Source organism: Desulfolutivibrio sp. (assembly GCF_036584575.1).
Classification (GTDB): domain Bacteria; phylum Desulfobacterota; class Desulfovibrionia; order Desulfovibrionales; family Desulfovibrionaceae; genus Desulfolutivibrio.
Window position 1 is genome coordinate 1 of sequence record NZ_JAZHDB010000120.1, and the last position, 19,170, is coordinate 19,170.

Sequence of the window (19,170 nt, forward strand, 5' to 3'; positions counted from 1 at the left end):
ATTTCGCCGAGAAGTTCGAGGCCATCGGCGGCAAGGATTCCTTCCAGGTCATCCACATGCCTACACGGCCGCCGGGTGGGTGATGACCCCCGTCAGGGCGCTGGCGGCGGCCACGGCGGGGCTGGCCAAATAGACTTCGCTGTCGAGTGAGCCCATGCGGCCCTTGAAATTGCGGTTGGTGGTGGCGATGGCCCGCTCGCCCCCGGCCAGGATGCCCATGTGCCCGCCCAGACAGGGCCCGCAGGTGGGCGGCCCGACGATGGCCCCGCAGTCCATGAAGGTTTCCAGAAGTCCCTCGGCCAGGGCCTGCTTCCAGATGGCGGGGGTGGCCGGAAGGATGATCAGGCGCACGTTTTTGGCGGCCTTTTTGCCTTTGAGGATGGCGGCGGCGACGCGCAGGTCTTCAATGCGGCCGTTGGTGCAGGAGCCGATGACGGCCTGGTGGATGACGATGTCGGACAGCTCCTCCACGGGCCGGACGTTGTCGGGCAGATGCGGGCAAGCCACCTGGGGCGACATGCCCGTGGCGTCGATTTCGACCTCGCGTTCGTAGGCCGCGCCGGGATCGGCGGCCAGAAGCGGCGCGTTCGGGCGGTGGTGGGCGGCGGCGTAGGCCACGGTTTTTTCGTCCGAGGCGAAAAGGCCGACCTTGCCCCCGGCCTCGATGGCCATGTTGGCCATGGTCATGCGGCCCTCGACGGTGAGCCCGGCGCTGACGGGGCCGGTGAATTCCAGGGCCTTGTAGAGGGCGCCGGAGACGCCGAGCATGCCGATGAGCTTCAGCATGAGGTCTTTGGCCCCGACGAAGGGGGCCAGGGTTCCGGCGAGTTTGACCTTGATGGTCGGCGGAACCTTGAACCAGGTCTCGCCCAGGGCCATGGCCGCGCCGATGTCGGTAGAGCCAAGGCCCGTGGCGAACGCGGAAAGGCCGCCGTAGGTGCAGGTGTGGGAGTCGCCGCCGACGATCACGTCGCCCGGCCCCACGAGGCCCAGTTCGGGCAGAAGGGCGTGCTCCACGCCCACGTTTCCGCCCTCGAAGTAGTTCACAAGGCCCATTTTCACGGCGAACTCGCGGCAGAACTTGACCTGCTCGGCGGAGTCGATGTCTTTATTGGGGGTGAAGTGGTCGCAGACGATGACCACCTTTTCCCGGTCAAAGACCTTGTCCGCGCCCATTTTGGCCATGGCCTTGATGGCCAGGGGGGCGGTGATGTCATTGGCCAGGACCAGGGACAGGGGGCAACGCACGATGCGCCCCGGGGTGACGTCCTCCTCGCCGCTGTGCAGGGCGAGGATCTTCTCGGCTAAAGTGCGGCGCATTCGCGTTCCTCCTCTTTTTTGGCCATCCGATTGAGGGCGTTGATGTAGGCCAGGGCGCTGGCCACGATGATGTCGTCATGGGAACCGCGTCCCACGGAGGTTTTTTCGCCCTCGCGGATGCGCACGGTCACCTCGCCCTGGGCGTCGGCCCCGCCGGTGATGGCGTTGACCAGATAAGATTCCAGTTCGGGCTTTTTGCCGGTCAGTTTGCTGATGGCCTCGAAGGCGGCGTCCACGGGACCGACCCCGAAGGACGAGACCTTGGCCTCTTTCCCGTCGATCTCCATGAGCACGTTGGCCGAGGGGGACATTTCGATGTTTCCGGCCAGGACGGTCAGGTATTTCAGGCGGTACTTGTCCGGGATGCGGAAGACGTTTTCCAGGATGAGCGATTCCACGTCGTCGTCGTAGATCTGCTTTTTGCGGTCGGCCAGTTCCTTGACAGCCGCAAACACCACATCAAGCTGCTCGTCGCTCAGGCGGTAGTTGAGCTGCTCGACTTTCGATTTGAGGGCGTGGCGGCCGGAATGCTTGCCCAGCACCATCTCGGTCCCGGCCCGGCCGATGGACTGGGGGGTCATGATCTCATAGGTGCGGCGGTCCTTGAGCATGCCGTGCTGGTGGATGCCGGACTCATGGGCGAAGGCGTTGCGGCCGATGATGGACTGGTACGGCGGGATGGGCATGCCGATGATGCGCGAGAGCAGGCGGCAGGACGGGTAGATCTGCTCCGAGACCACGCCGGTCTCCAGATTGTAGAAATTGGGCCGGGTCTTAAGGGCCATGACCACCTGTTCCAGGGAGGCGTTCCCGGCCCGCTCGCCGATGCCGGAAAGCGTCACCTCGGCCTGCCTAGCCCCGGCGGCCAGGGCGGCCAGGGTGTTAGCCGCGCCCAGGCCCAGGTCGTTGTGGCAGTGCACGGCGAAGACGGCCTGGGCGCTGTTTTTTACCCGGCCGAGCAGGAAACGGATGAGCTCGGCGAATTCGGCGGGCTGGGCGTAGCCCACGGTGTCGGGGATGTTGATGGTGGTGGCCCCGGCCTCGATGGCCAGTTCGCACATGGCGGCCAGAAATTCCGGTTCGGAGCGCGAGGCGTCCTCGGCGGAGAATTCCACGTTTTTGGTGAGCGACGCGGCATGGGACACGGCGGCCCTGGCCATGTCCATAACTTCGCGCGGGGTCTTGCCGAGCTTGTGTTTCATGTGCAGCTCGGAGGTGGCCAGGAAGGTATGGATGCGCGGATTCACGGCGTCTTTGATGGCCGCGAAGCCGCGATCGATGTCCGAGGTGAGCGCCCGGCAAAGCGCCGCCACCTGGACGTTTTTCACGGCGGCGGCGATCATGCGCACGGACTCGAAATCGCCGTCGCTGGCGGCCGGAAACCCGGCCTCGATGATGTCCACGCCCAGGGTTTCCAACTGGCGGGCCATGCGGACTTTTTCCTGGGGGGTCATGGTGGCGCCGGGGGACTGTTCCCCGTCGCGCAAGGTGGTGTCGAAGATGTAGACGCGTTCGGACATGGCCGACTCCTTGGGGCGTCCGCAGGGGCGGACGGAAGGGTGCAGGACAGGGCACGGCGAGGGACTACCCTAGCCGAGGGACTTGGTCATGACAATACGGGGATTGCCGGTATGCGGGTACGACGATGGTTACGAGAGTTCCTGGAGGGACTCCCGTAGCGCACGGGACCGGCGGGGTAGAACGAAGAAAGTGTAGATGGGACCGGAGATCATGTATCCGAAAAAGAACAGGAAACCGAAGAGCTTGGGCTCCGAGGCCACCATGACGAAAAGCAGGATGGCGGTGACCATGGCCCGGAAGGGATGGGCCTTGAGGAGCCCGAATTCCTTGAAACAGGCGTAGCGCACCCGGCTGACCATGAGGAAGGAGACCAGATAGGCCATGACCAGACAGGCCTTGGGCATGACCGATTCCAAGAACGCATCGGGCACGTACTGGGTGAACATGTACAGGGTGGCGATGATGCACCCGGCGGCCGGGATGGGCAGGCCGACGAAAAATTTCTTGCTGCCCGAGGCGCTCTGGATATTGAACCGGGCCAGCCGCAGGGCCCCGCAGGCCACCACGAGGAAGCAGGCCATGATGCCCAGGCGGCCGAAGGCATGGAGTTCCCATTGGTAGAGCATGATGGCCGGGGTCACGCCGAAGGCCACCAGATCGCACAGGGAGTCGAGCTGGACGCCGAAGTCGCTGGAGGTCCGGGTCAGGCGGGCCACTTTGCCGTCCAGGCCGTCGAACAGGCAACTGACCAGGATGGCCAGGGCGGTCAGGTCGAAACGCCCCTCCAAGGCCCACAAAATGCCCATGAAACCGCAGAAGAGGCTTCCCACGGTCAGCAGGTTGGGCAGGATGTAGACGCCCTTTCGGGCGGGCCTTTGGGCAGTTTCGTCCATTTTTCCTTCTACGGGGTCTTTTCCGCGATGACCGTTTGTCCGGCCAACACTTTTTGGTCCATTGTGACGGACTGATGATAACCATGCGGCAGATAAACGTCAACCCGCGATCCGAACTTGATCATGCCGAACCGCTCGCCCCGCAGGAACGCATCGCCAGGCGCGGCCCGGCACACGATACGCCGGGCGATGAGCCCGGCGATCTGCACCACGGTGAACGAATCTCCCGAGGCGTCCTTGACCACGACCACATTGCGTTCGTTGTCCACCGAGGCCTTGTCCAGATCGGCATTGAAGAATTTCCCGGGAAAATATTTGATGCGCTCGATGGTCCCGGCCACGGGCGTCCGGTTCACATGCACGTTGAAGACGTTCATGAAGATGCACACCACGTCCTTCATCTCCCCGGTCAAGGGGTCCGGGGCGCGGCCCAGTCGGACCACCCGGCCGTCGGCCGGGGACACGGCCAGCCCCGGGGCGTCCGGGGCCACCCGCTCGGGATCGCGGAAAAACTGCACGCAAAAGGTCGTGAGCAGGAGAAAAAACACAGCGGCGTAGGGCCAGCGCAAAAGGGCCATGACCAGGGCGGCCAGGGCGAAGATGCCGATGATGGGCAGGCCGTCGGCGGCCAGGCCGAAAAAGGAATAGACTCCACGCATCTAGATGTCCTCCAGGGCCGCCGGGCACAGACGGGCCAGGTCGGCCAGAAAGCGTTCCCTGCCGGTATAGTGGATGCCGGTCATGCCAAGCGAGGCGGCCACGGCCACGTTGTCCGGATTGTCGTCGATAAAGATGGACTCCCCGGGGGCGACCCCCATGCGGTCCAGAGCCAGTTCGAAAAAGGCTGCTTCCCTCTTGGAGACGCCGTGATGGAAGCTGTTGAAGACCATATCGAAATGGGCGGAAAACGAAAGGGTCTGATCGAGTTCGTCCAGCCAGTGGGTCTGGTCGCTTAAGATCGCGGTTCTGATCCCGGCGGCGCGCAGGCGGTCGGCGCAGTCCAACATGAACGGCCGCACCGTGAAGCGCAAAAAAACCGTGCGCCGCAATTCGGCGGCATTGACCTTCATGCCGGACACGGCGGCAAACTCGCGCAGGAAATCGGCCTCGTCGCCAGCGCCGGTGACGAACCCCGAGTCCCACATGGCGTCGAACCCGGCCCGGATGACGGCATGGGGACTATGTCCCCGGGCCTCGGCCAGATCCGCCAGCCCGGACTTGAAGCCCTCTTCGGCCACCACCCCGCCGAAATCGAAAAAAACCGCTGTCGCTGCGCATTGGGCCATGCCCCGCCCCCACTCTCCTGCCCCGGCCCCGCCGGGATTTGATTTTTTGACGAAAAACCGTATGCTGTCCCATAAAGGGGAAAAAGACTTATCCGCTTTGCACGCGCCCGGCAACCCTCCCCACGAGCCGGGCCGTGACGCGGCCCCCGAAGAGGGAGATCATGGACCGACCCATCCGCCTGGGAGTGAGCGCCTGCCTTCTGGGTCACCCGGTGCGCTACGACGGCGGGCACAAACGCGACGCCTTTGTCGCCGACACCCTGGCGGCGTATTTTGAGTTCCTGCCGGTATGTCCCGAGGCCGAATGCGGCCTGGGCACGCCGCGACCGGCCATGCGCCTGACCGGCGACCCCGCCAGCCCACGCCTTGTGACGATCACGACCGGCATCGATCTCACCGGCCGGATGCTCGCCTATTGCGCCCGCCGGGTTTCGGAACTGGCCGGGGAAAACCTGTGCGGATACATCTTCAAGAGCAAATCGCCCTCGTCCGGCATGGCCCGGGTCAAGGTCTACCCCGAAAAAGGCCCCCCGGCCATGACCGGGGTGGGACTTTTCGCCCGGGCCTTCATGGACCGCTTCCCGCTTTTGCCCGTGGAGGAGGAGGGACGGTTGCACGACGCCGGGCTGCGGGAAAATTTCATCGCCCGGGTGTTCACCCTGGCCAGATACCGCGACCTGCTGGCCGAAGTCGGCCTGGACGGGACGCCGCCTGAAGGGTCACCTCCGAAGGCCCCGGGCAAGGGCCTCCGGGCGGGACGGCTGGCGGCCTTCCAGGCCAGCCACAAGTACCTGCTCATGTCCCATTCGCCAAAGATCGCAGGCGAGATGGGACGTCTGGCGGCTCGGGCCAGGGCCGTGCCGGATGCGGAGCTTTTCCCGCAGTACCAGCGCCTTCTGCTGTCGGCCATGGCCTTGCGGGCCACCCCGGCCAAACATGCCAACGTGCTGCAACACATCCTGGGCTATTTCAAAAAACAGCTCACCCCGGATGAAAAGGCCGAGGCCCTGGAGCTTTTTGCGGAATACCGGGACGGACGGCTGCCGCTTGTCGTGCCCGTGACCCTGTTGTCCCATTTCGTGCGCAAATACGACGCGGCCTATCTCAAAAACCAGTGGTATCTGCAGCCCCATCCCCGGGAACTCATGCTGCGCAACCACGTCTAGAGCGAACACACCGCCCACCCGGAGGAAAACCCGCCGCCCGCAAGCGGCGCAGCACACTGGAGCACCCCATGAGACTCGTTATCGTCTCCAACCGCCTGCCCGTACGGCTGGTGGAAACGGATGGCCGCATTGCGGTCGAACCCTCGGCGGGAGGCTTGGCCACGGGCCTTGAGGCCTATCTAAACGCGCTTCCGGCCGAGTCGCCCTTTGACGAAAAGCCCCTGTGGGTGGGCTGGCCGGGGCGGCCTCTGACCGGCCTTGCGGGCCTCGACCTGTTTGAGGGCCATGACGGGGCCTTCGACATGCATCCGGTGCACGTCCCGAGTGATGAGATGGACGCCTTCTACCACGGCTTTTGCAACGCCGTGCTGTGGCCGCTTTTTCACTATTTCCCCACCTACGTCAGTTACCGGGAGGCCTCCTGGCGGGCCTACGAAAAGGTCAACGCCCGGTTTCTCGAAGCCATTTCGCCCCTTTTGCGCGAGGGCGACGTGATCTGGGTTCACGACTACCAGCTCATGCTCCTGCCGCAACTCTTGCGCCAGGCCCACCCCCTGGCGGCCATCGGCTTTTTCCTGCACATCCCCTTCCCTTCCCATGAACTCTTCCGCACCCTGCCCCGGACCTGCCGCCAGGCCCTTTTGCACGGGGTGTTGGGCAGCGATCTGGTGGGCTTCCACACCTACGACTACACCCGGCACTTCGTCAGCAGCGTCTCCAGCATCCTGGGGCTGCCCAACAACATGGGCCGACTGGCCGTGGAGGACCGGCCGGTGGTGGCCGACACCTTTCCCATGGGCATCGACGTGGCCAAATATGCCGGGGCCGCGGCCTCGGCCCCGGCCCGGGCCCTGGCCGACGATCTGCGCCGGTCCCTGGCCGGGGCCGACATCATCCTGTCCATGGACCGCCTGGACTACAGCAAGGGCATTTTAAACCGCCTGGCGGCCTTCGACCGCTTCCTGAAGCGGCATCCCGAGCGCCTGGAAAAGGTGGTGCTGATGCTTGTGGTGGTGCCCTCGCGCATCGAGATCAAAAAATACCAGGAGATGAAAAAACGCATCGACGAGATGGTCGGGCGCATCAACGGCAAATACGCCACCATGGCCTGGACCCCGATCCTCTATCGCTTCTCCTCCTTTCCCTTGGGCGAACTGGCCGCCTTGTACGCCGCCAGCGACGTGGCCCTGGTGACCCCCCTGCGCGACGGCATGAACCTCATCGCCAAGGAATACGTGGCCGCCAAAAACGGCGGCACCGGCGTTCTGATCCTGAGCGAAACCGCCGGGGCGGCCGCCGAGATGGGCGAGACCATCACGGTCAATCCGCGCGACATAAGCGAGATGGCCGAGGCCATCGAAACCTCGCTGACCATGGACCGGGCCGCCCAGATTCGGATAAACCAGACGCTGTTCGCGCGCCTGACCCGGTTCGACGTCCGGCACTGGGCCGGGGATTTTCTGGACTCGCTGTTCGGGGTCCGCGACGAACGCCGCCGCCTGGAATCCCACTGCCTGTCGCCCCTGGGGGCGCAGCAGATGGTGGAGGCGGCGCGGCAGGCGAAACGGCGGCTTTTGCTTTTGGAGGCCGAGGGGCTTTTCGTCTCCAGGGACGCCGCGCCGGACGCCCCTGCGGCCGAATCCCTGGAGCTTTTGACCCTGCTTGGCCGGGATCCGGCCAACATGGTGGTCATCATCGGTTCCGGCAGCCGGGCGGACATGGAGCGCCTGTTCGGGACGCTTCCCGTGGCCCTGGCGGCGGAAAACGGGGCCTTTTTGCGCGAGGCGGGACAGGACTGGATCATGCCCCGGCCCCTGCCCCGGGAATGGATCGCCACCATCCTGCCGCTGATGCAGCGCTTCGCCGGACGCCTTCCCGGGGCCACCGTGGAGGAAAGGGAACATTCCCTGGTGTGGCGCTACCGCCGCGCCGACAAGAGCCTGGGCGAGATGCGGGCCAGGGAGCTCTGCGCCACCCTTATGGGCCTGGCGGCGGGCCTGGAGGTCACCGTGCGCCAGGGCCCGGCCTTCGTGGAGACCGTCAGTCCAGGGGTTGGCCGGGGGGCGGCGGCCTACCACTTCCAGCGCCTGCACGCCCCGGACGCCATCCTGGCCCTGGCCGCCACCGACGACGGCGAGGAGATCTTTACCGCCCTGCCCGAACAGGGGCCCTTTACGGCCACCCTGCGGGTGGGCCTGTGCGCCACCCGGGCCGCCTTCAACCTGCGAAACGCCCGCTCGGCATTGGTGCTCCTGCGCAACCTGGCCGGATAATGGCCCCGACGGCACTGTCCCGACTGCATGAAAAACGTGACGATCTTGTTTTTATTTCATTTCGTGACTTAAGGTGTCGGGCATGGTGGCCGCCATCACCAAGAGACGCTTGGCGGCCGCATCCCCGAACCTTCAACGCAAGGAGAATCTCCATGAACGTCAGCGCCCGCAATCTCATCCCCGGAACGATCAAGGAAATCACCATCGGTCTGGTCAACGCCGAAGTGGTTATTGAAGTGGCCCCGGGAGTGGAGGTCGTATCCGTCATCACCAAGCATTCCGTGGAAAAAATGGGCCTGAAGGCCGGCAGCAAGGTGAAGGCCATGGTCAAGGCCTCAAGCGTGATGGTCGTCACCGACTAGCATGGCGCCAGCGCGCCTCGAAAATCTCGCCCGGGCCGCAGCCCTGCCGCGCGGCAAGCGAGGGATTTTCGTGTCTTTTTGCCAGGCGGCCGCCCGCCCGGCGACTGGCCGCCTGGCGACTGGCCGCTGCTGACGGCGCAAAGCCCCGGTTTTTCGAAACCGGGGCCTTGTTTTGGGACGCCAAACGGCCATCTCCCAAGAGCAGGGCAAGGGCTTCCTTTCTCACGGGTGTCGCCGGAGGCGGCGAGTCTTCCCGCACCATGTCGGCCATGGGATTTCCCGTAAAAGTGACGTAACCGAAACGCCGACGGATGGTCCGCCCGGGCGATGCAGCCCGTGGCCGTCTCCACCCGCATCTTTTCGCGGAAACCGGACCCGTCCGGCGCGACGCGGGGACATCCTTATCCCCCGGCGCCAAGGAGGCCGCATGGGCCAGGGCCGCATGCTTTTTGTGGACAATGCCCGCCTGAGCCTGATCGTGCTGGTGGTCTTCATCCACGCCGTGATCACCTACAGCGGGGTGGGCGGCTGGTACTACCGCGATCCGGTCGCCCCGGGGCCTCCCGCCCTGCTGTTTTTCGTCTTCATCGAGGGGCTCTGCCAGTCCTTTTTCATGGGGACGCTGTTCGCCCTGGCCGGTTACTATGCCGCCCTGGCCCTGCGCCGCAAGGGCGCACGGGCCTTCGTCTTCGGCCGCCTGACGCGCCTGGGGCTCCCGACCCTGTTCTACATGGCGGTCGTACATCCCCTGACCGTCTATTATCTGGCCAACATGGAGGACGTACGCTCCAAAATCGACTTCGCCGGATTCTACCGGATCTATGTGGCCGACCTGCACATCCTGTCCGGCAGCGGCCCCATGTGGTTCGCCCTGGCCTTGCTTCTTTTCTGCCTGATCTACGCCGGGGCGGCCGCGCTCGTGAAGCCGGCCCCCCGGGTCGGCCCTCCCCGCCCCCTGGCCGCGCCGCTTTTGATCAGGCTGATCCTGCTCTGCGCCGTCGGCGCATTCCTGGTCCGGCTGGTCATGCCCATCGGGGCCATGGTGTGCAACATGCAGCTTGGCTATTTCACCCAGTATGTCGTGCTCTTTGGCTTCGGCATCGCGGCAAAGGCCAACGACTGGCTGCACACCGCCGAAAACCGCCTCGGCCGGGCCTGTCTTTTGACCGTGTGCGCCGGGTTGCCGGTATGGGGGGGGCTACTTCTTTTCGGAACGGGCGGGGACATGGGCAGGCTGTCCGGCGGCCTGCATTGGCAAAGCCTGGCCTATGCCCTGTGGGAGTCGACCAACGGCGTGTGCATGACCGTGGGCATCATCACGGCCCTACGCGAAAAATGGAACACCCAGAGCCGCCTCGTGGCGGCCCTGTCGGCCAGCGCCTTCGCGGTCTACGTCTTCCACCCGCCGATCATGGTCGCCCTGGCCCGGGCCCTGACGCCGCTGCCCCTGCCAGGTATGGCCAAGTGCCTGATCCTTTTCGTCCTGTCTCTGCCCGCCTGCTTCGGCGCGGCCTGGATCATCCGCCGCACGCCGCTTCTGCGGGCCATGGTGCGGCAGTAGCCCGGGGCGCAAGCGCTTCCGGGAAAAATCCTAGGGCGAGACCCGCTCCAGGGTTTTTTCGATCTGCCGACCCAAGGGGGTCTCCAGGCTCAAGTGCCGCTCCAGGGAGGTGATGCCCTTGACCACGGTGGAATGGCGGCGGTTGAAACGCTGGCCGATGTCCTGCAGGGACATTTCCGTGTGCCGCCGGGCCAGCAGAAACGCCGTGTTGCGGGCCAGGACATGTTCGCGCTTGCGGGACTTGGAGGACAACTGATCGGGGGAGATGCGGTAGACGTCGCAGACGTAGTCCACGATGTCGTCCAGGGTCAGGGTGGGGTTTTCGATCTTGTAGTTGCCGAGCACCTCCCAGGCCATTTCCAGGGAGATGGCCCGGTTTAAGAGCCTGGCTTTGAGCGCCAGGTTGTGGATGCAGCTTTCGAGTTGTCGGATGTCCACACGCAGGTGTTCGGCCAAAAGGTCGGACACGGCCTCGGGCAAAAGCACCTGATGTACGGCGGCCTTGCGTTCGAGGATGCGCTTGCGGGTGGGCAGGTCCGGGGGCACGATCCCGGCCAGAAATCCCGAGCAGAATCGCGAGGCCAGCTGCTCGTCCACGCCCGAGAGTTCCTTGGGCAGAAAGGAGCTGGTGAACACCAGACGGCAGCCCCGGGACCGCAGGGCCTTTAGGGTGTTGAGCAGTTCGGCCTGGATGCGCGGCTTGTCCCGGAAAAAATGGATGTCTTCCAGGAGCAGCACGTCCACGCTCTCCCGAAACGAGGTCTTGAAACGCTCCACGTCCCGGGCCTTGATGGCCATGATCAGGCGTCCGGCGAACTCCTCGGCCGTGAGGTAGACCACCCGGGGTTTGGCCTTGCCCGGGGCATGGCACAGTTGGCGGCCGATGGCCTGGAGCAGATGGGTCTTGCCCAGGCCCGGGGAGGAACTGATAAAGAGCTGCTCCGAGGCCAGGGTTTGCTCGCAGATGCCCCGGGAGGCCACATAGGCCAGCTCGTTGCAGGGTCCGACCACGAAATCGTCGAAGGAAAAACGGAAACGGTCTTCGGACACCGTGCGCAGCGGCATCTCCGCGGGCAGTCCCAGGGACACGGCCACCGGGGCCTTGCCCGGGGCCGCGCCGCTTGCGGGCCGACCGTGTTCGGGGTTTGCTCCGGCCTCGGCGACAGTCACCTCGGGACGTCGGCCCATGACCGAGGCGGCGGCCTCGGTGATGGCGTCCAAAAGCCGTTCGCGCACCCAGGCGGCCACGAAGGCGTTGGGGGCGGTCAGTTCCAGGGCATCCCCGGCGACGCGGGCGGAAAGGGGTTTGATCCAAAGGTGAAAAAGGCCGGGACTGACGGTCTTTTCGAGCAGGAGCTTGGTTTGGGTCCAGATCTTTTCCATGGGCGGCACCATACCCAGACGGACGGCGTTGGCAAAAACGGATTAGAGATGGCTTGGGGACTGTGGGCGGTCTTGTTCTCTACAGCGTAACCAACTGAATCTAAAAAGCATTCCCGCTGATCAAGGTATGGTCGGCATCTTCGGGGCGCCCGCGAACCCTGTCCTGGCGGGGGTTGCCGGGTGTCCGGCCTTTTTTTCAACATCTGTGAAAGTTTTTTCCACAGGCTTATTTTCATTTTTCTCCATTTTTCGAATGATAATTTATTATTTCGAGAGCTCTCCGTAACATTTTTCATGCGTTGACACCCTGAAAGGCCCGTGGCCCTAGGATTTTTCGTTTCTGCGCCTGATAGCGATCATTTCCATATCATCACAACACACTCATTTCATTTGTCTTCTTCAAAACGAACATTTTTTACCCTGCACAAGCAAACGGGATTGCCCTGCGAAAAAAGGAGAGTTCCCCTTTTTTCGCACTTATGAACCCTGAAATTCGGCGATCTGACGGGATTAGGAGATTTTATCGACGAATCGGATACTTGTCGCCAGAGGGCTCTATTTGCACGGGATATACGCAAAAACGGATGGTCTGGGGCTGCCCGAGGCACAGAAAAAAACATGGCGGCATGGCCGCCGCCAGTTGAGGCGGGTTCGGGTGATGATGGCCCGTCGGCCAGGCGCATTCCACGCCACTCGGGCGGAATGGGCGGACACGAACGCGGGCCGTCCGCCGTCCCGCGCCGGACGGCGGAAAGGCGCGGCCCGGGAGGACACCTTCGCCATGTCTGAAAGGCCCGCGCGCTCGCCTGCGGGAGGGCGAAGCCGACGCGACCCGGGAAAAAACCCCCGGGCCTTGCAAAAAATACAAACGGCTTCTCGATATGGATGGGCTCGTTTCCCGGCGAGGTCGCCGCCAAGGCCGCTTCAGGCAGGGCGAACCGGATATTTGCCGCAACTGAAGCGTTCGCTCTCCGGGCAATAGCCCAGGCGGGCGCATTTGGCCCCGGCCGTGGCGAAGATCACCGGCAGGGCCTCGCGGCAAAGGGCCAGCATGCCCTCGGCCAGGGCGCGGATCTCCCACTGGGCCCGCATGCAGCAGCGCAGTTCGAAAAAATGCAGAAGCGAGCGGCAGTTCATGGTGGTCACGATCTTGGTCTCAACGCCCCCGGGCAAGACGAAGCGGGCATCCTCGTTGGACGTCTGGCCCTTTCGCCCCTTGGCCGCAAGCATGGCCTGAAGCTCCCGGTAGCAGGCTGCGGCCTCGGCCATGAACGCCTCGTAGCGGGCCTTGGCCTCAGGAATTCTGGCCAACGACGGCGGCAGCACGTAGTCGAAATCCGAGGCGTCCACATACCGCTGGCTCTGCTGGGAATACGACGCGATGCGGTGGCGCACCAACTGGTGGGTGAGCGTGCGCGAGACCCCCTCGATGGCGAAGGTGAAGCTCACGTGCTCCACGGGGCTGTCGTGCCCGGAGGCCAGAATGCGCTCCACAAAGGCCGCCTGCTTCTCCCGGGGAGGCTCCCCGGCCAGCAGCCCGTCCCACATGTCCCCCACGTAGCCCGCGTGATAACACTGGCGAAAGGCGGCATACATCAGTTCCAGGGCGTTCGGGGTGACGGCCAGCAGGCGGACGGAAAGCGATGTGGCGGGCATGAAAGTGGCTCCGGTTGACGTTGGCGGCAGGCCATGCGGCACATTGCGCCTTACAAGACATCGCGGCAGCCCCCGGCCTTTCCCGTTACGGGATTCCAAAGGGTGAAACCCTTTGGCCGCCGGAGGCATCTCCTCCACAACCCATGGCCGCCCCAGGCCTCTCCCCCTTCCCGCAAATCGCCCACGCCGCCTTACGACAGGGGGGTCATCTTCAGGTGCCGGTAGGCCTTGGCCGTGGCCACCCGGCCGCGCGGGGTGCGTTTGAGCAGGCCGCACTGGATGAGGTAGGGCTCATATATCTCCTCCAGGGTGCGCACCTCTTCGGAGCAGGCCACGGCCAGGGTCTTGACCCCCACCGGCCCGCCGCCGAAATGGCCGATAAGCGCCGTCAAAATCTTGCGGTCCATCTGGTCCAGGCCGTGGGGGTCCACGTCCATGCGGCCAAGCGCCTCCCGGCTGATGTCCCCGGTCAGCACCCCGGCCCCGGCCACCTCGGCGAAATCGCGCACCCGGCGAAGGAGCCGCCCGGCGATGCGCGGCGTGCCCCGGGAACGCTCCCCGATGACCAGGGCCGCCTCGGCCGACAGCTCGACCCCGATGATCCGGGCCGCCCGGGTCACGATGCGGGCCAGCTCTTCCGGGGAATAAAACTCCAGGCGGAAGATCACCCCGAAGCGGTCGCGAAGCGGCGAGGTCAGAAGCCCGATGCGCGTGGTGGCCCCCACCAGGGTGAACGGCTCCACGTCGATGCGCACCGTACGCGCCCCCGGCCCCTGCCCGATGATCAGGTCCAGCTTGTAGTCCTCCATGGCCGGATAGAGGATCTCCTCCACGGCGGCGGGCATGCGGTGGATCTCGTCTATAAAGAGGATGTCCCGGCGCTGGAGATTGGTCAGGATGGCGGCCAGGTCGCCGCCGCGCTCCAGCACCGGCCCCGAGGTGGTCACCAGGTTGACCCCCAGTTCCGAGGCCATGATCCGGGCCAGGGTGGTCTTGCCCAGGCCCGGGTTGCCGTAAAACAGGCTGTGGTCCAAGGCCTGCCCGCGATCCCTGGCGGCGCGCAAAAAGACCTCCAGGTTGGCCCGCAGGTCGTCCTGGCCGATGAACTCGGCCAGCCGACCGGGCCGCACCGAATCGTCGGGAAGGGCGCGGTCGTCGCTCACGAGCGCTCCCTGGCCAGCTTTTTCAAGGCCTGGCGCAAGGCCTGGGACACGTCAAGATCGGGCTCGGCGTCCAAAACGGCCCGCAGCACGGTCCCGGCCTGGCCCTCGGGATAGCCCAGGTTGGCCAGACCGGCCAGGGCGTCGGAAAAAACCGTGGGGGCGACGCCCGGCCGGGGCAGGGGCAGGCCCCCCTGGCCCATGTCCAATTTGTATTTGAGCTCCACGAAAATGCGCTGGGCGGATTTCTTGCCGATGCCCGGAACCCGGGCCAGGGGGCCGGGATCGTCCCCGGCGCACAGCGCGCGCAGGGCCGGGGCGTCGTAGACCGAAAGAATCGACAGGGCGGTTTTGGGGCCAAGCTTCGGAATGCCGATGAGCACCTCGAAGGTGGCCCGATCCTCCAGGCCGGGGAAGCCGAAGAGCTCGATGGCGTCCTCGCGCACCGAGGTGTGCACGAAAAACGCCACCTCCGCCCCCACGGCCGGGAGCCCGGCGGCCACGCTGGCGGACAGCCGCACCTCGTAGCCCACGCCCGAGGCGGTGAGCACCAAGGCCCCTTTCTCGGCCCGGGCCAGAAGCTCTCCCCGAAGATATCCGATCATGACGCCCCGCACAGCTTCAAAAAGCGTTTCCGGTTCAGATGACACACGGCCACGGCCAGTGCGTCCGAAGCGTCTTTGGCCATGACCTCGCGGCATCCCAGCACCCTGCCCACCATGAAGGCGACCTGCGATTTCTCGGCCCTGCCTGCGCCCACCAGGCTCTTTTTGACCAGGGTGGGTTCGTAGGCGAAAACCGTCACCCCGGCCACCCCGCAGGCGGCCAGGGCCGCCCCCCGGGCCTGCCCGAGCTTGATGGCCGAGGCGGAATTGACCGCCACGAACACGCTTTCCACGGCGGCCTCGCTTGGCCCGTGGCGTTCGATGAGCGCGGCCACCCCGGAATAGATCAGCCCCAGCCTGGCGGCCACGTCCGTCTCGCGCTCGGTGCGGATGGTCCCGGCCTCAAGGAGCGACACCTGCCCGGACACCTCGCGCACCAGCCCGTAGCCGGTGCAGCGCGACCCCGGATCAAGCCCCAGGACCACTATTCCCTCTGCGCCCACGCCCTAGCCCATCTGGGCCAGGACATCGTCCGGCAGATCGAAATTGGAATGCACCTTCTGCACGTCGTCGTTGTCCTCAAGGGCCTCCATGAGCCGGATGATCTTCGCCCCGGTCTCGGCGTCCACGGCCACGCTGTTGGCCGGAACCATGGTGATCTCGGCCTCGTCAAAGGCCATGCCCGCCGCCTCGAATCCCTGCCGGGCCGTCTCGAAGGCCTCAAGCGCGGTATGCACCTCCCACACGTCGCCCTCGTCGGCCACTTCCTCGGCGCCGTGCTCCAGGCCCACTTCCATGACTTGGTCCTCGTCGTATTTCTCCTTGGCGAAGGTCAAAACGCCCTTTTTCTCGAACATCCAGCCCACGCACCCGGACTCGCCCATGGCGCCGCCGTTTTTGCTCATGATGTGGCGTATCTCGGCCACGGTGCGATTGCGGTTGTCGGTGGCGGCCTCCACCAGGATGGCCACGCCGCCGGGACCGTAGCCCTCGTAGGCGACCTCGTCGAAATTCTCCCCGGCCAGTTCCCCCGTGCCCTTTTTGACGGCCGTGTCGATCTTGTCCTTGGGCAGGTTCACGGCCTTGGCCGCAGCGATGGCCGACTTCAAGCGGGCGTTGGTGTTCGGGTCGCCGCCTCCGGCCCGGGCGGCCAGCATGAGTTCCTTGGTCACCTTGGTGAAGGTCTTGCCTTTTTTGACGTCCTGCACCGACTTGCGGGCCTGGATGTTCTTCCATTTGCTATGTCCGGCCATTATATCCTCCGTATGAAATATCGGGCATGGGGGAGCGTCGTCCATCCCGCCCGGATTGTGCCGCATGGTTTTTCCGGCGCGCCGGTCTTGTGACCGTTTCCGAAAAATTGTTCAACCCGCAATCCGGCCCATGCGCCGCCCCGGAGGCTCTTCCCGGTCATGCCCGTGAAACCGGCGTACCGCCGTATGAAGATAACTCATGCTCATGCATCTTTTGTTGAGAAACCACTATCACGGCCAGGGTCGTAACCCGAGTCGGCCTCGGCCGGACGAAAGCCCAGGCCGACGTAAAAAATTTCCTTGCTCTCGGGGCGCGAACTCTTGGGCTTTATGGCCTTGACCGTGGCGAAGCTGACGCGCATCTCCCCCTCGAAGGCCTTGACGTCGGGGCCCTGAAAAATCTTGGTCACAAACCGCCCCCCGGGTTTGAGAAAGGCCCGGGCCATCTCCAGGGCCCGCTGGCACAGCTCCAGGGAATTGGCCTGGTCGGCGAACTTGATGCCCGTGGTCTTGGGGGCCATGTCGCTGACCACCACGTCGAAGGGGGCGTGATCGTCCAGGGCCGCCGTGAGCTCCGGGCCCGGGGAGAAGGCGTCGTCCTCGACGAACGTCACCTGGGGCGGAAACGAGATGGCCGGGGGGTTGAGGTCCACGGCCAGCACCCGGCCGCCGTGGCCGACCTTTTCGGCGCAATACATGGTCCAGGAACCAGGGGCGGCCCCCAGGTCCAGGACGGTTTGCCCCGACCCCAGGAGGCTGCATTGTTTCTGGATTTCTTGTAGCTTATAGACCGAGCGGGCCGGATAATTCTCCTGCTTGGCTTTCAAAAAATAATGATCCTGAATTTTTTTCATGGTGTTTCGTGCCTTCAGGCACGGTAACCGAAACCGCCACGCAAGGAAAGGCGCGCATGCACGACCATGTCTCACGGCCCAGCCGCATATCGGTCACAAACGAGTTGGGCCGGACCCAGACCCTGGCCGATTGCCGGGAAAGCTTTTCCCGTTTCGGGGAAGAGCGCGGGCCGACCCTGTTTTTGGGGCTGGGGCCCAGCCCCTGGCGGCTGCCCACCTTTCTGCCCCAGGCTTGGGGCAAATGCTTCTACGTGGAATGTCCGGAGTGCGAAGCCCAGATGCCGGAGCACTGGTGGGAAACGATCCCCGCCGATTTCGAACGGGTCCCCCTGGAGACGGTCTTACACGGGCCGTGGCCCGGGCCGATATTTTTCTACATGCCGGGGCTCAAACACTTCCCGTCCTTTTGGGGGCCGATCTGGGCCAAGGCGTGCCTGGACCGTCTTCGGGCCGAAACCCCCGCCCCTGCCGCCCCGCCGGCCGCCGTGCGCACGGTGCTCCTGCCGGGAACCGCCCGCAGCCTCCTGGTCCCGGAACTGCGCGAGGCCTTCACCCGGGCCGGGTTCGCGGCGACGGTCATGGACCCGGCGGAGATCCTGGAGCATCTGTCCGAGATCGTGCGCGATGGCGCCCCGGACCTCTTTTTTTGCGTCAATTTCCAGGGCCTGGACGATTTCGGCCGGGTGTTTTACCTGCTGCGGCAGGCCGGGACGGCCGTGGCCGCCTGGTGCGTGGACAATCCCTTCCATCTCATCAGCCGCCTGCGTTCGCCGTTTTGGCGCATGATCCCGCTTTTCGTCACCGACGACTGGTTTATCAAGACCCTGGCCGGCCATGGGGCCGCCTGCGTGCATCATCTGCCCCTGGCCGCCAACCCGCGATTTTTCGATCCGCTGCCCTCCCCCCTGCCCGAGGCGGCGCGGGATCTCGCCGACAAGGCCGTCTTCGTGGGCCGCAGCGAATTTCCCGGCAAGCGGGGCTTTTTCTCCGGCTGCCTGCCCCCGAGCGAACTTGCGGCCACGGCCCGGGAAATGGTCGCGCACGGGGAGCGGCCCCATTTCGGCTGGTGGGTGCAGGCCCTCGGCCTCACCGGACTGTGGCCGGAGGGCGCGGTGCGGGTGGCCGGATGCGGGGCCGAGGAGATCGGCCGGGCGCGACGCACGGAGGTGCTGGCGGCCCTGTCCCGGGAGGTGGAGCTTGCGGTCTTCGGGGACGGGCGGTGGGCAGAGCTTCTGCCCGGCCAGGCCTGCCGGGGGCCGGTGGACTATTACGGGGCCCTGGCCGCAGTCTATGCCGCGTCGGGGATCAACCTCAACGTGACCGGACTGCTTTTGCCAAACGGCCTGACCCAGCGCCATTTCGACGTGTGGGCGGCCGGGGGGTTCCTGCTTACCGACGACAACCCGGGGCTTGGCGTCTTTCCCCGGGAACTGACCCGGGAGACGGTCTTTTCCCGCCCGGACGAGGCCGTGGCCCGGTGTCGACGTTTTTTTTCCGAACGAAACCTGCGGGCGGACCTGATCCGGGCCTGGCGGGCGGAAATCGCCAGTCGGCACACCTATGACGTCCGGGTGGCCGAAGTCCTCAATCGCCTGGATCTTTGCCGGGCGCCCGACTAGGTTTTTTCAAGAATCCCGCCATATTTTTCAACCCGATACCCCGGGACATCCGACACGCATCGGCCCAAGGCCGCCTGCCTCGGCTTGACCGTCGGCCGAAACGGGTTTACATGCCCCATTCCACCTTCGGGGGCGTAGCTCAGCTGGGAGAGCGCGGCGTTCGCAACGCCGAGGTCGTGGGTTCGATCCCCATCGCCTCCACCAAAAAAGAACAAGGGCTTACGATGAAAATCGTAAGCCCTTGATTTTTGCGGACTA

At 64.9% G+C, this 19,170-nt stretch carries 17 protein-coding genes and 1 tRNA gene; 6 read left to right on the top strand and 12 right to left on the bottom strand.

The features are described from left to right. Window positions 1-60 precede the first annotated feature (60 nt). The 5 genes from leuC to V3572_RS09430 form a co-directional block, all read right to left on the bottom strand. Entirely contained in the window at window positions 61-1,320 is a 1,260-nt protein-coding gene (gene leuC, locus V3572_RS09410) for a 3-isopropylmalate dehydratase large subunit (RefSeq protein WP_332110739.1), read from the bottom strand. Then, entirely contained in the window at window positions 1,305-2,840 is a 1,536-nt protein-coding gene (locus V3572_RS09415; RefSeq protein ID WP_332110740.1) for a 2-isopropylmalate synthase, read from the bottom strand. The genes leuC and V3572_RS09415 overlap by 16 nt, the downstream gene beginning before the upstream one ends. 129 nt (window positions 2,841-2,969) lie before the next feature. Then, complete coding sequence (gene pssA, locus V3572_RS09420; protein ID WP_332110741.1) at window positions 2,970-3,734, bottom strand: CDP-diacylglycerol--serine O-phosphatidyltransferase; 765 nt, start codon at window positions 3,732-3,734, stop codon at window positions 2,970-2,972. 8 nt (window positions 3,735-3,742) lie between these two features. Next, window positions 3,743-4,393: a phosphatidylserine decarboxylase family protein gene (locus V3572_RS09425; protein ID WP_332110742.1), complete on the bottom strand. Its 651-nt coding sequence runs from the start codon at window positions 4,391-4,393 to the stop codon at window positions 3,743-3,745. After that, a complete protein-coding gene (locus tag V3572_RS09430; protein WP_332110743.1) occupies window positions 4,394-5,020 on the bottom strand; it encodes an HAD family hydrolase in 627 nt (208 codons plus the stop codon). A 161-nt stretch (window positions 5,021-5,181) separates the two neighbouring features. On the opposite strand from V3572_RS09430, the gene V3572_RS09435 reads away from it, so the two are divergent. From V3572_RS09435 to V3572_RS09450, 4 genes are all read left to right on the top strand, one after another. Then, window positions 5,182-6,186: a YbgA family protein gene (locus V3572_RS09435; protein ID WP_332110744.1), complete on the top strand. Its 1,005-nt coding sequence runs from the start codon at window positions 5,182-5,184 to the stop codon at window positions 6,184-6,186. A 68-nt stretch (window positions 6,187-6,254) separates the two neighbouring features. Continuing rightward, the gene (locus tag V3572_RS09440) at window positions 6,255-8,459 is read left to right on the top strand and encodes a bifunctional alpha,alpha-trehalose-phosphate synthase (UDP-forming)/trehalose-phosphatase (protein WP_332110745.1); all 2,205 of its coding nucleotides are present in this window, start codon (window positions 6,255-6,257) and stop codon (window positions 8,457-8,459) included. 152 nt (window positions 8,460-8,611) lie between these two features. Then, a complete protein-coding gene (locus V3572_RS09445; RefSeq protein ID WP_332110746.1) occupies window positions 8,612-8,821 on the top strand; it encodes a TOBE domain-containing protein in 210 nt (69 codons plus the stop codon). Window positions 8,822-9,248: 427 nt separating this feature from the next. Further along, the gene (locus V3572_RS09450; protein ID WP_332110747.1) at window positions 9,249-10,382 is read left to right on the top strand and encodes an acyltransferase family protein; all 1,134 of its coding nucleotides are present in this window, start codon (window positions 9,249-9,251) and stop codon (window positions 10,380-10,382) included. 30 nt (window positions 10,383-10,412) lie between these two features. Here V3572_RS09450 and V3572_RS09455 read toward each other — a convergent pair whose 3' ends face one another. The 7 genes from V3572_RS09455 to V3572_RS09485 all read right to left on the bottom strand — a co-directional run bounded on the left by V3572_RS09455 (window position 10,413) and on the right by V3572_RS09485 (window position 17,293). Next, window positions 10,413-11,765 carry a chromosomal replication initiator protein DnaA gene (locus tag V3572_RS09455; protein ID WP_332110748.1) on the bottom strand — a complete coding sequence of 451 codons (1,353 nt, stop codon included), beginning with the start codon at window positions 11,763-11,765 and terminating at the stop codon, window positions 10,413-10,415. Between the two features lie 924 nt (window positions 11,766-12,689). Beyond that, on the bottom strand, window positions 12,690-13,421 hold the full coding sequence (thyX, locus tag V3572_RS09460) for an FAD-dependent thymidylate synthase (RefSeq protein WP_332110749.1): 732 nt from the start codon (window positions 13,419-13,421) through the stop codon (window positions 12,690-12,692). Window positions 13,422-13,612: 191 nt separating this feature from the next. Further along, the gene (ruvB, locus tag V3572_RS09465) at window positions 13,613-14,584 is read right to left on the bottom strand and encodes a Holliday junction branch migration DNA helicase RuvB (protein WP_332110750.1); all 972 of its coding nucleotides are present in this window, start codon (window positions 14,582-14,584) and stop codon (window positions 13,613-13,615) included. Further along, entirely contained in the window at window positions 14,581-15,186 is a 606-nt protein-coding gene (gene ruvA, locus V3572_RS09470) for a Holliday junction branch migration protein RuvA (protein ID WP_332110751.1), read from the bottom strand. The genes ruvB and ruvA overlap by 4 nt, the downstream gene beginning before the upstream one ends. Further along, window positions 15,183-15,689 carry a crossover junction endodeoxyribonuclease RuvC gene (ruvC, locus tag V3572_RS09475; protein WP_332110752.1) on the bottom strand — a complete coding sequence of 169 codons (507 nt, stop codon included), beginning with the start codon at window positions 15,687-15,689 and terminating at the stop codon, window positions 15,183-15,185. Before ruvC ends, ruvA begins: the two co-directional genes overlap by 4 nt. A 3-nt stretch (window positions 15,690-15,692) precedes the next feature. After that, a complete protein-coding gene (locus V3572_RS09480; protein WP_332110753.1) occupies window positions 15,693-16,439 on the bottom strand; it encodes a YebC/PmpR family DNA-binding transcriptional regulator in 747 nt (248 codons plus the stop codon). Between the two features lie 203 nt (window positions 16,440-16,642). Next, the gene (locus V3572_RS09485; RefSeq protein WP_332110754.1) at window positions 16,643-17,293 is read right to left on the bottom strand and encodes an RlmE family RNA methyltransferase; all 651 of its coding nucleotides are present in this window, start codon (window positions 17,291-17,293) and stop codon (window positions 16,643-16,645) included. 56 nt (window positions 17,294-17,349) lie between these two features. Here V3572_RS09485 and V3572_RS09490 point away from each other — a divergent pair, with 56 nt between their 5' ends. Together V3572_RS09490 and V3572_RS09495 are read left to right on the top strand one after the other, a co-directional pair. Further along, a complete protein-coding gene (locus tag V3572_RS09490) occupies window positions 17,350-18,912 on the top strand; it encodes a glycosyltransferase family protein (RefSeq protein ID WP_332110755.1) in 1,563 nt (520 codons plus the stop codon). Between the two features lie 128 nt (window positions 18,913-19,040). Further along, window positions 19,041-19,116 (top strand) — tRNA-Ala (locus V3572_RS09495). Window positions 19,117-19,170 lie beyond the last annotated feature (54 nt).

What these genes read in the sequence shown, in the direction of transcription:
- V3572_RS09435 (WP_332110744.1), top strand. Translation starts at nt 5,182, where the DNA reads ATGGACCGACCCATCCGCCTGGGAGTGAGCGCCTGCCTTCTGGGTCAC.
- V3572_RS09485 (WP_332110754.1), bottom strand. Translation starts at nt 17,293, where the DNA reads ATGAAAAAAATTCAGGATCATTATTTTTTGAAAGCCAAGCAGGAGAAT.
- V3572_RS09440 (WP_332110745.1), top strand. Translation starts at nt 6,255, where the DNA reads ATGAGACTCGTTATCGTCTCCAACCGCCTGCCCGTACGGCTGGTGGAA.
- V3572_RS09480 (WP_332110753.1), bottom strand. Translation starts at nt 16,439, where the DNA reads ATGGCCGGACATAGCAAATGGAAGAACATCCAGGCCCGCAAGTCGGTG.
- V3572_RS09445 (WP_332110746.1), top strand. Translation starts at nt 8,612, where the DNA reads ATGAACGTCAGCGCCCGCAATCTCATCCCCGGAACGATCAAGGAAATC.
- ruvA (WP_332110751.1), bottom strand. Translation starts at nt 15,186, where the DNA reads ATGATCGGATATCTTCGGGGAGAGCTTCTGGCCCGGGCCGAGAAAGGG.
- V3572_RS09455 (WP_332110748.1), bottom strand. Translation starts at nt 11,765, where the DNA reads ATGGAAAAGATCTGGACCCAAACCAAGCTCCTGCTCGAAAAGACCGTC.
- V3572_RS09430 (WP_332110743.1), bottom strand. Translation starts at nt 5,020, where the DNA reads ATGGCCCAATGCGCAGCGACAGCGGTTTTTTTCGATTTCGGCGGGGTG.
- V3572_RS09450 (WP_332110747.1), top strand. Translation starts at nt 9,249, where the DNA reads ATGGGCCAGGGCCGCATGCTTTTTGTGGACAATGCCCGCCTGAGCCTG.
- V3572_RS09425 (WP_332110742.1), bottom strand. Translation starts at nt 4,393, where the DNA reads ATGCGTGGAGTCTATTCCTTTTTCGGCCTGGCCGCCGACGGCCTGCCC.
- pssA (WP_332110741.1), bottom strand. Translation starts at nt 3,734, where the DNA reads ATGGACGAAACTGCCCAAAGGCCCGCCCGAAAGGGCGTCTACATCCTG.
- V3572_RS09415 (WP_332110740.1), bottom strand. Translation starts at nt 2,840, where the DNA reads ATGTCCGAACGCGTCTACATCTTCGACACCACCTTGCGCGACGGGGAA.
- leuC (WP_332110739.1), bottom strand. Translation starts at nt 1,320, where the DNA reads ATGCGCCGCACTTTAGCCGAGAAGATCCTCGCCCTGCACAGCGGCGAG.
- V3572_RS09490 (WP_332110755.1), top strand. Translation starts at nt 17,350, where the DNA reads ATGCACGACCATGTCTCACGGCCCAGCCGCATATCGGTCACAAACGAG.
- thyX (WP_332110749.1), bottom strand. Translation starts at nt 13,421, where the DNA reads ATGCCCGCCACATCGCTTTCCGTCCGCCTGCTGGCCGTCACCCCGAAC.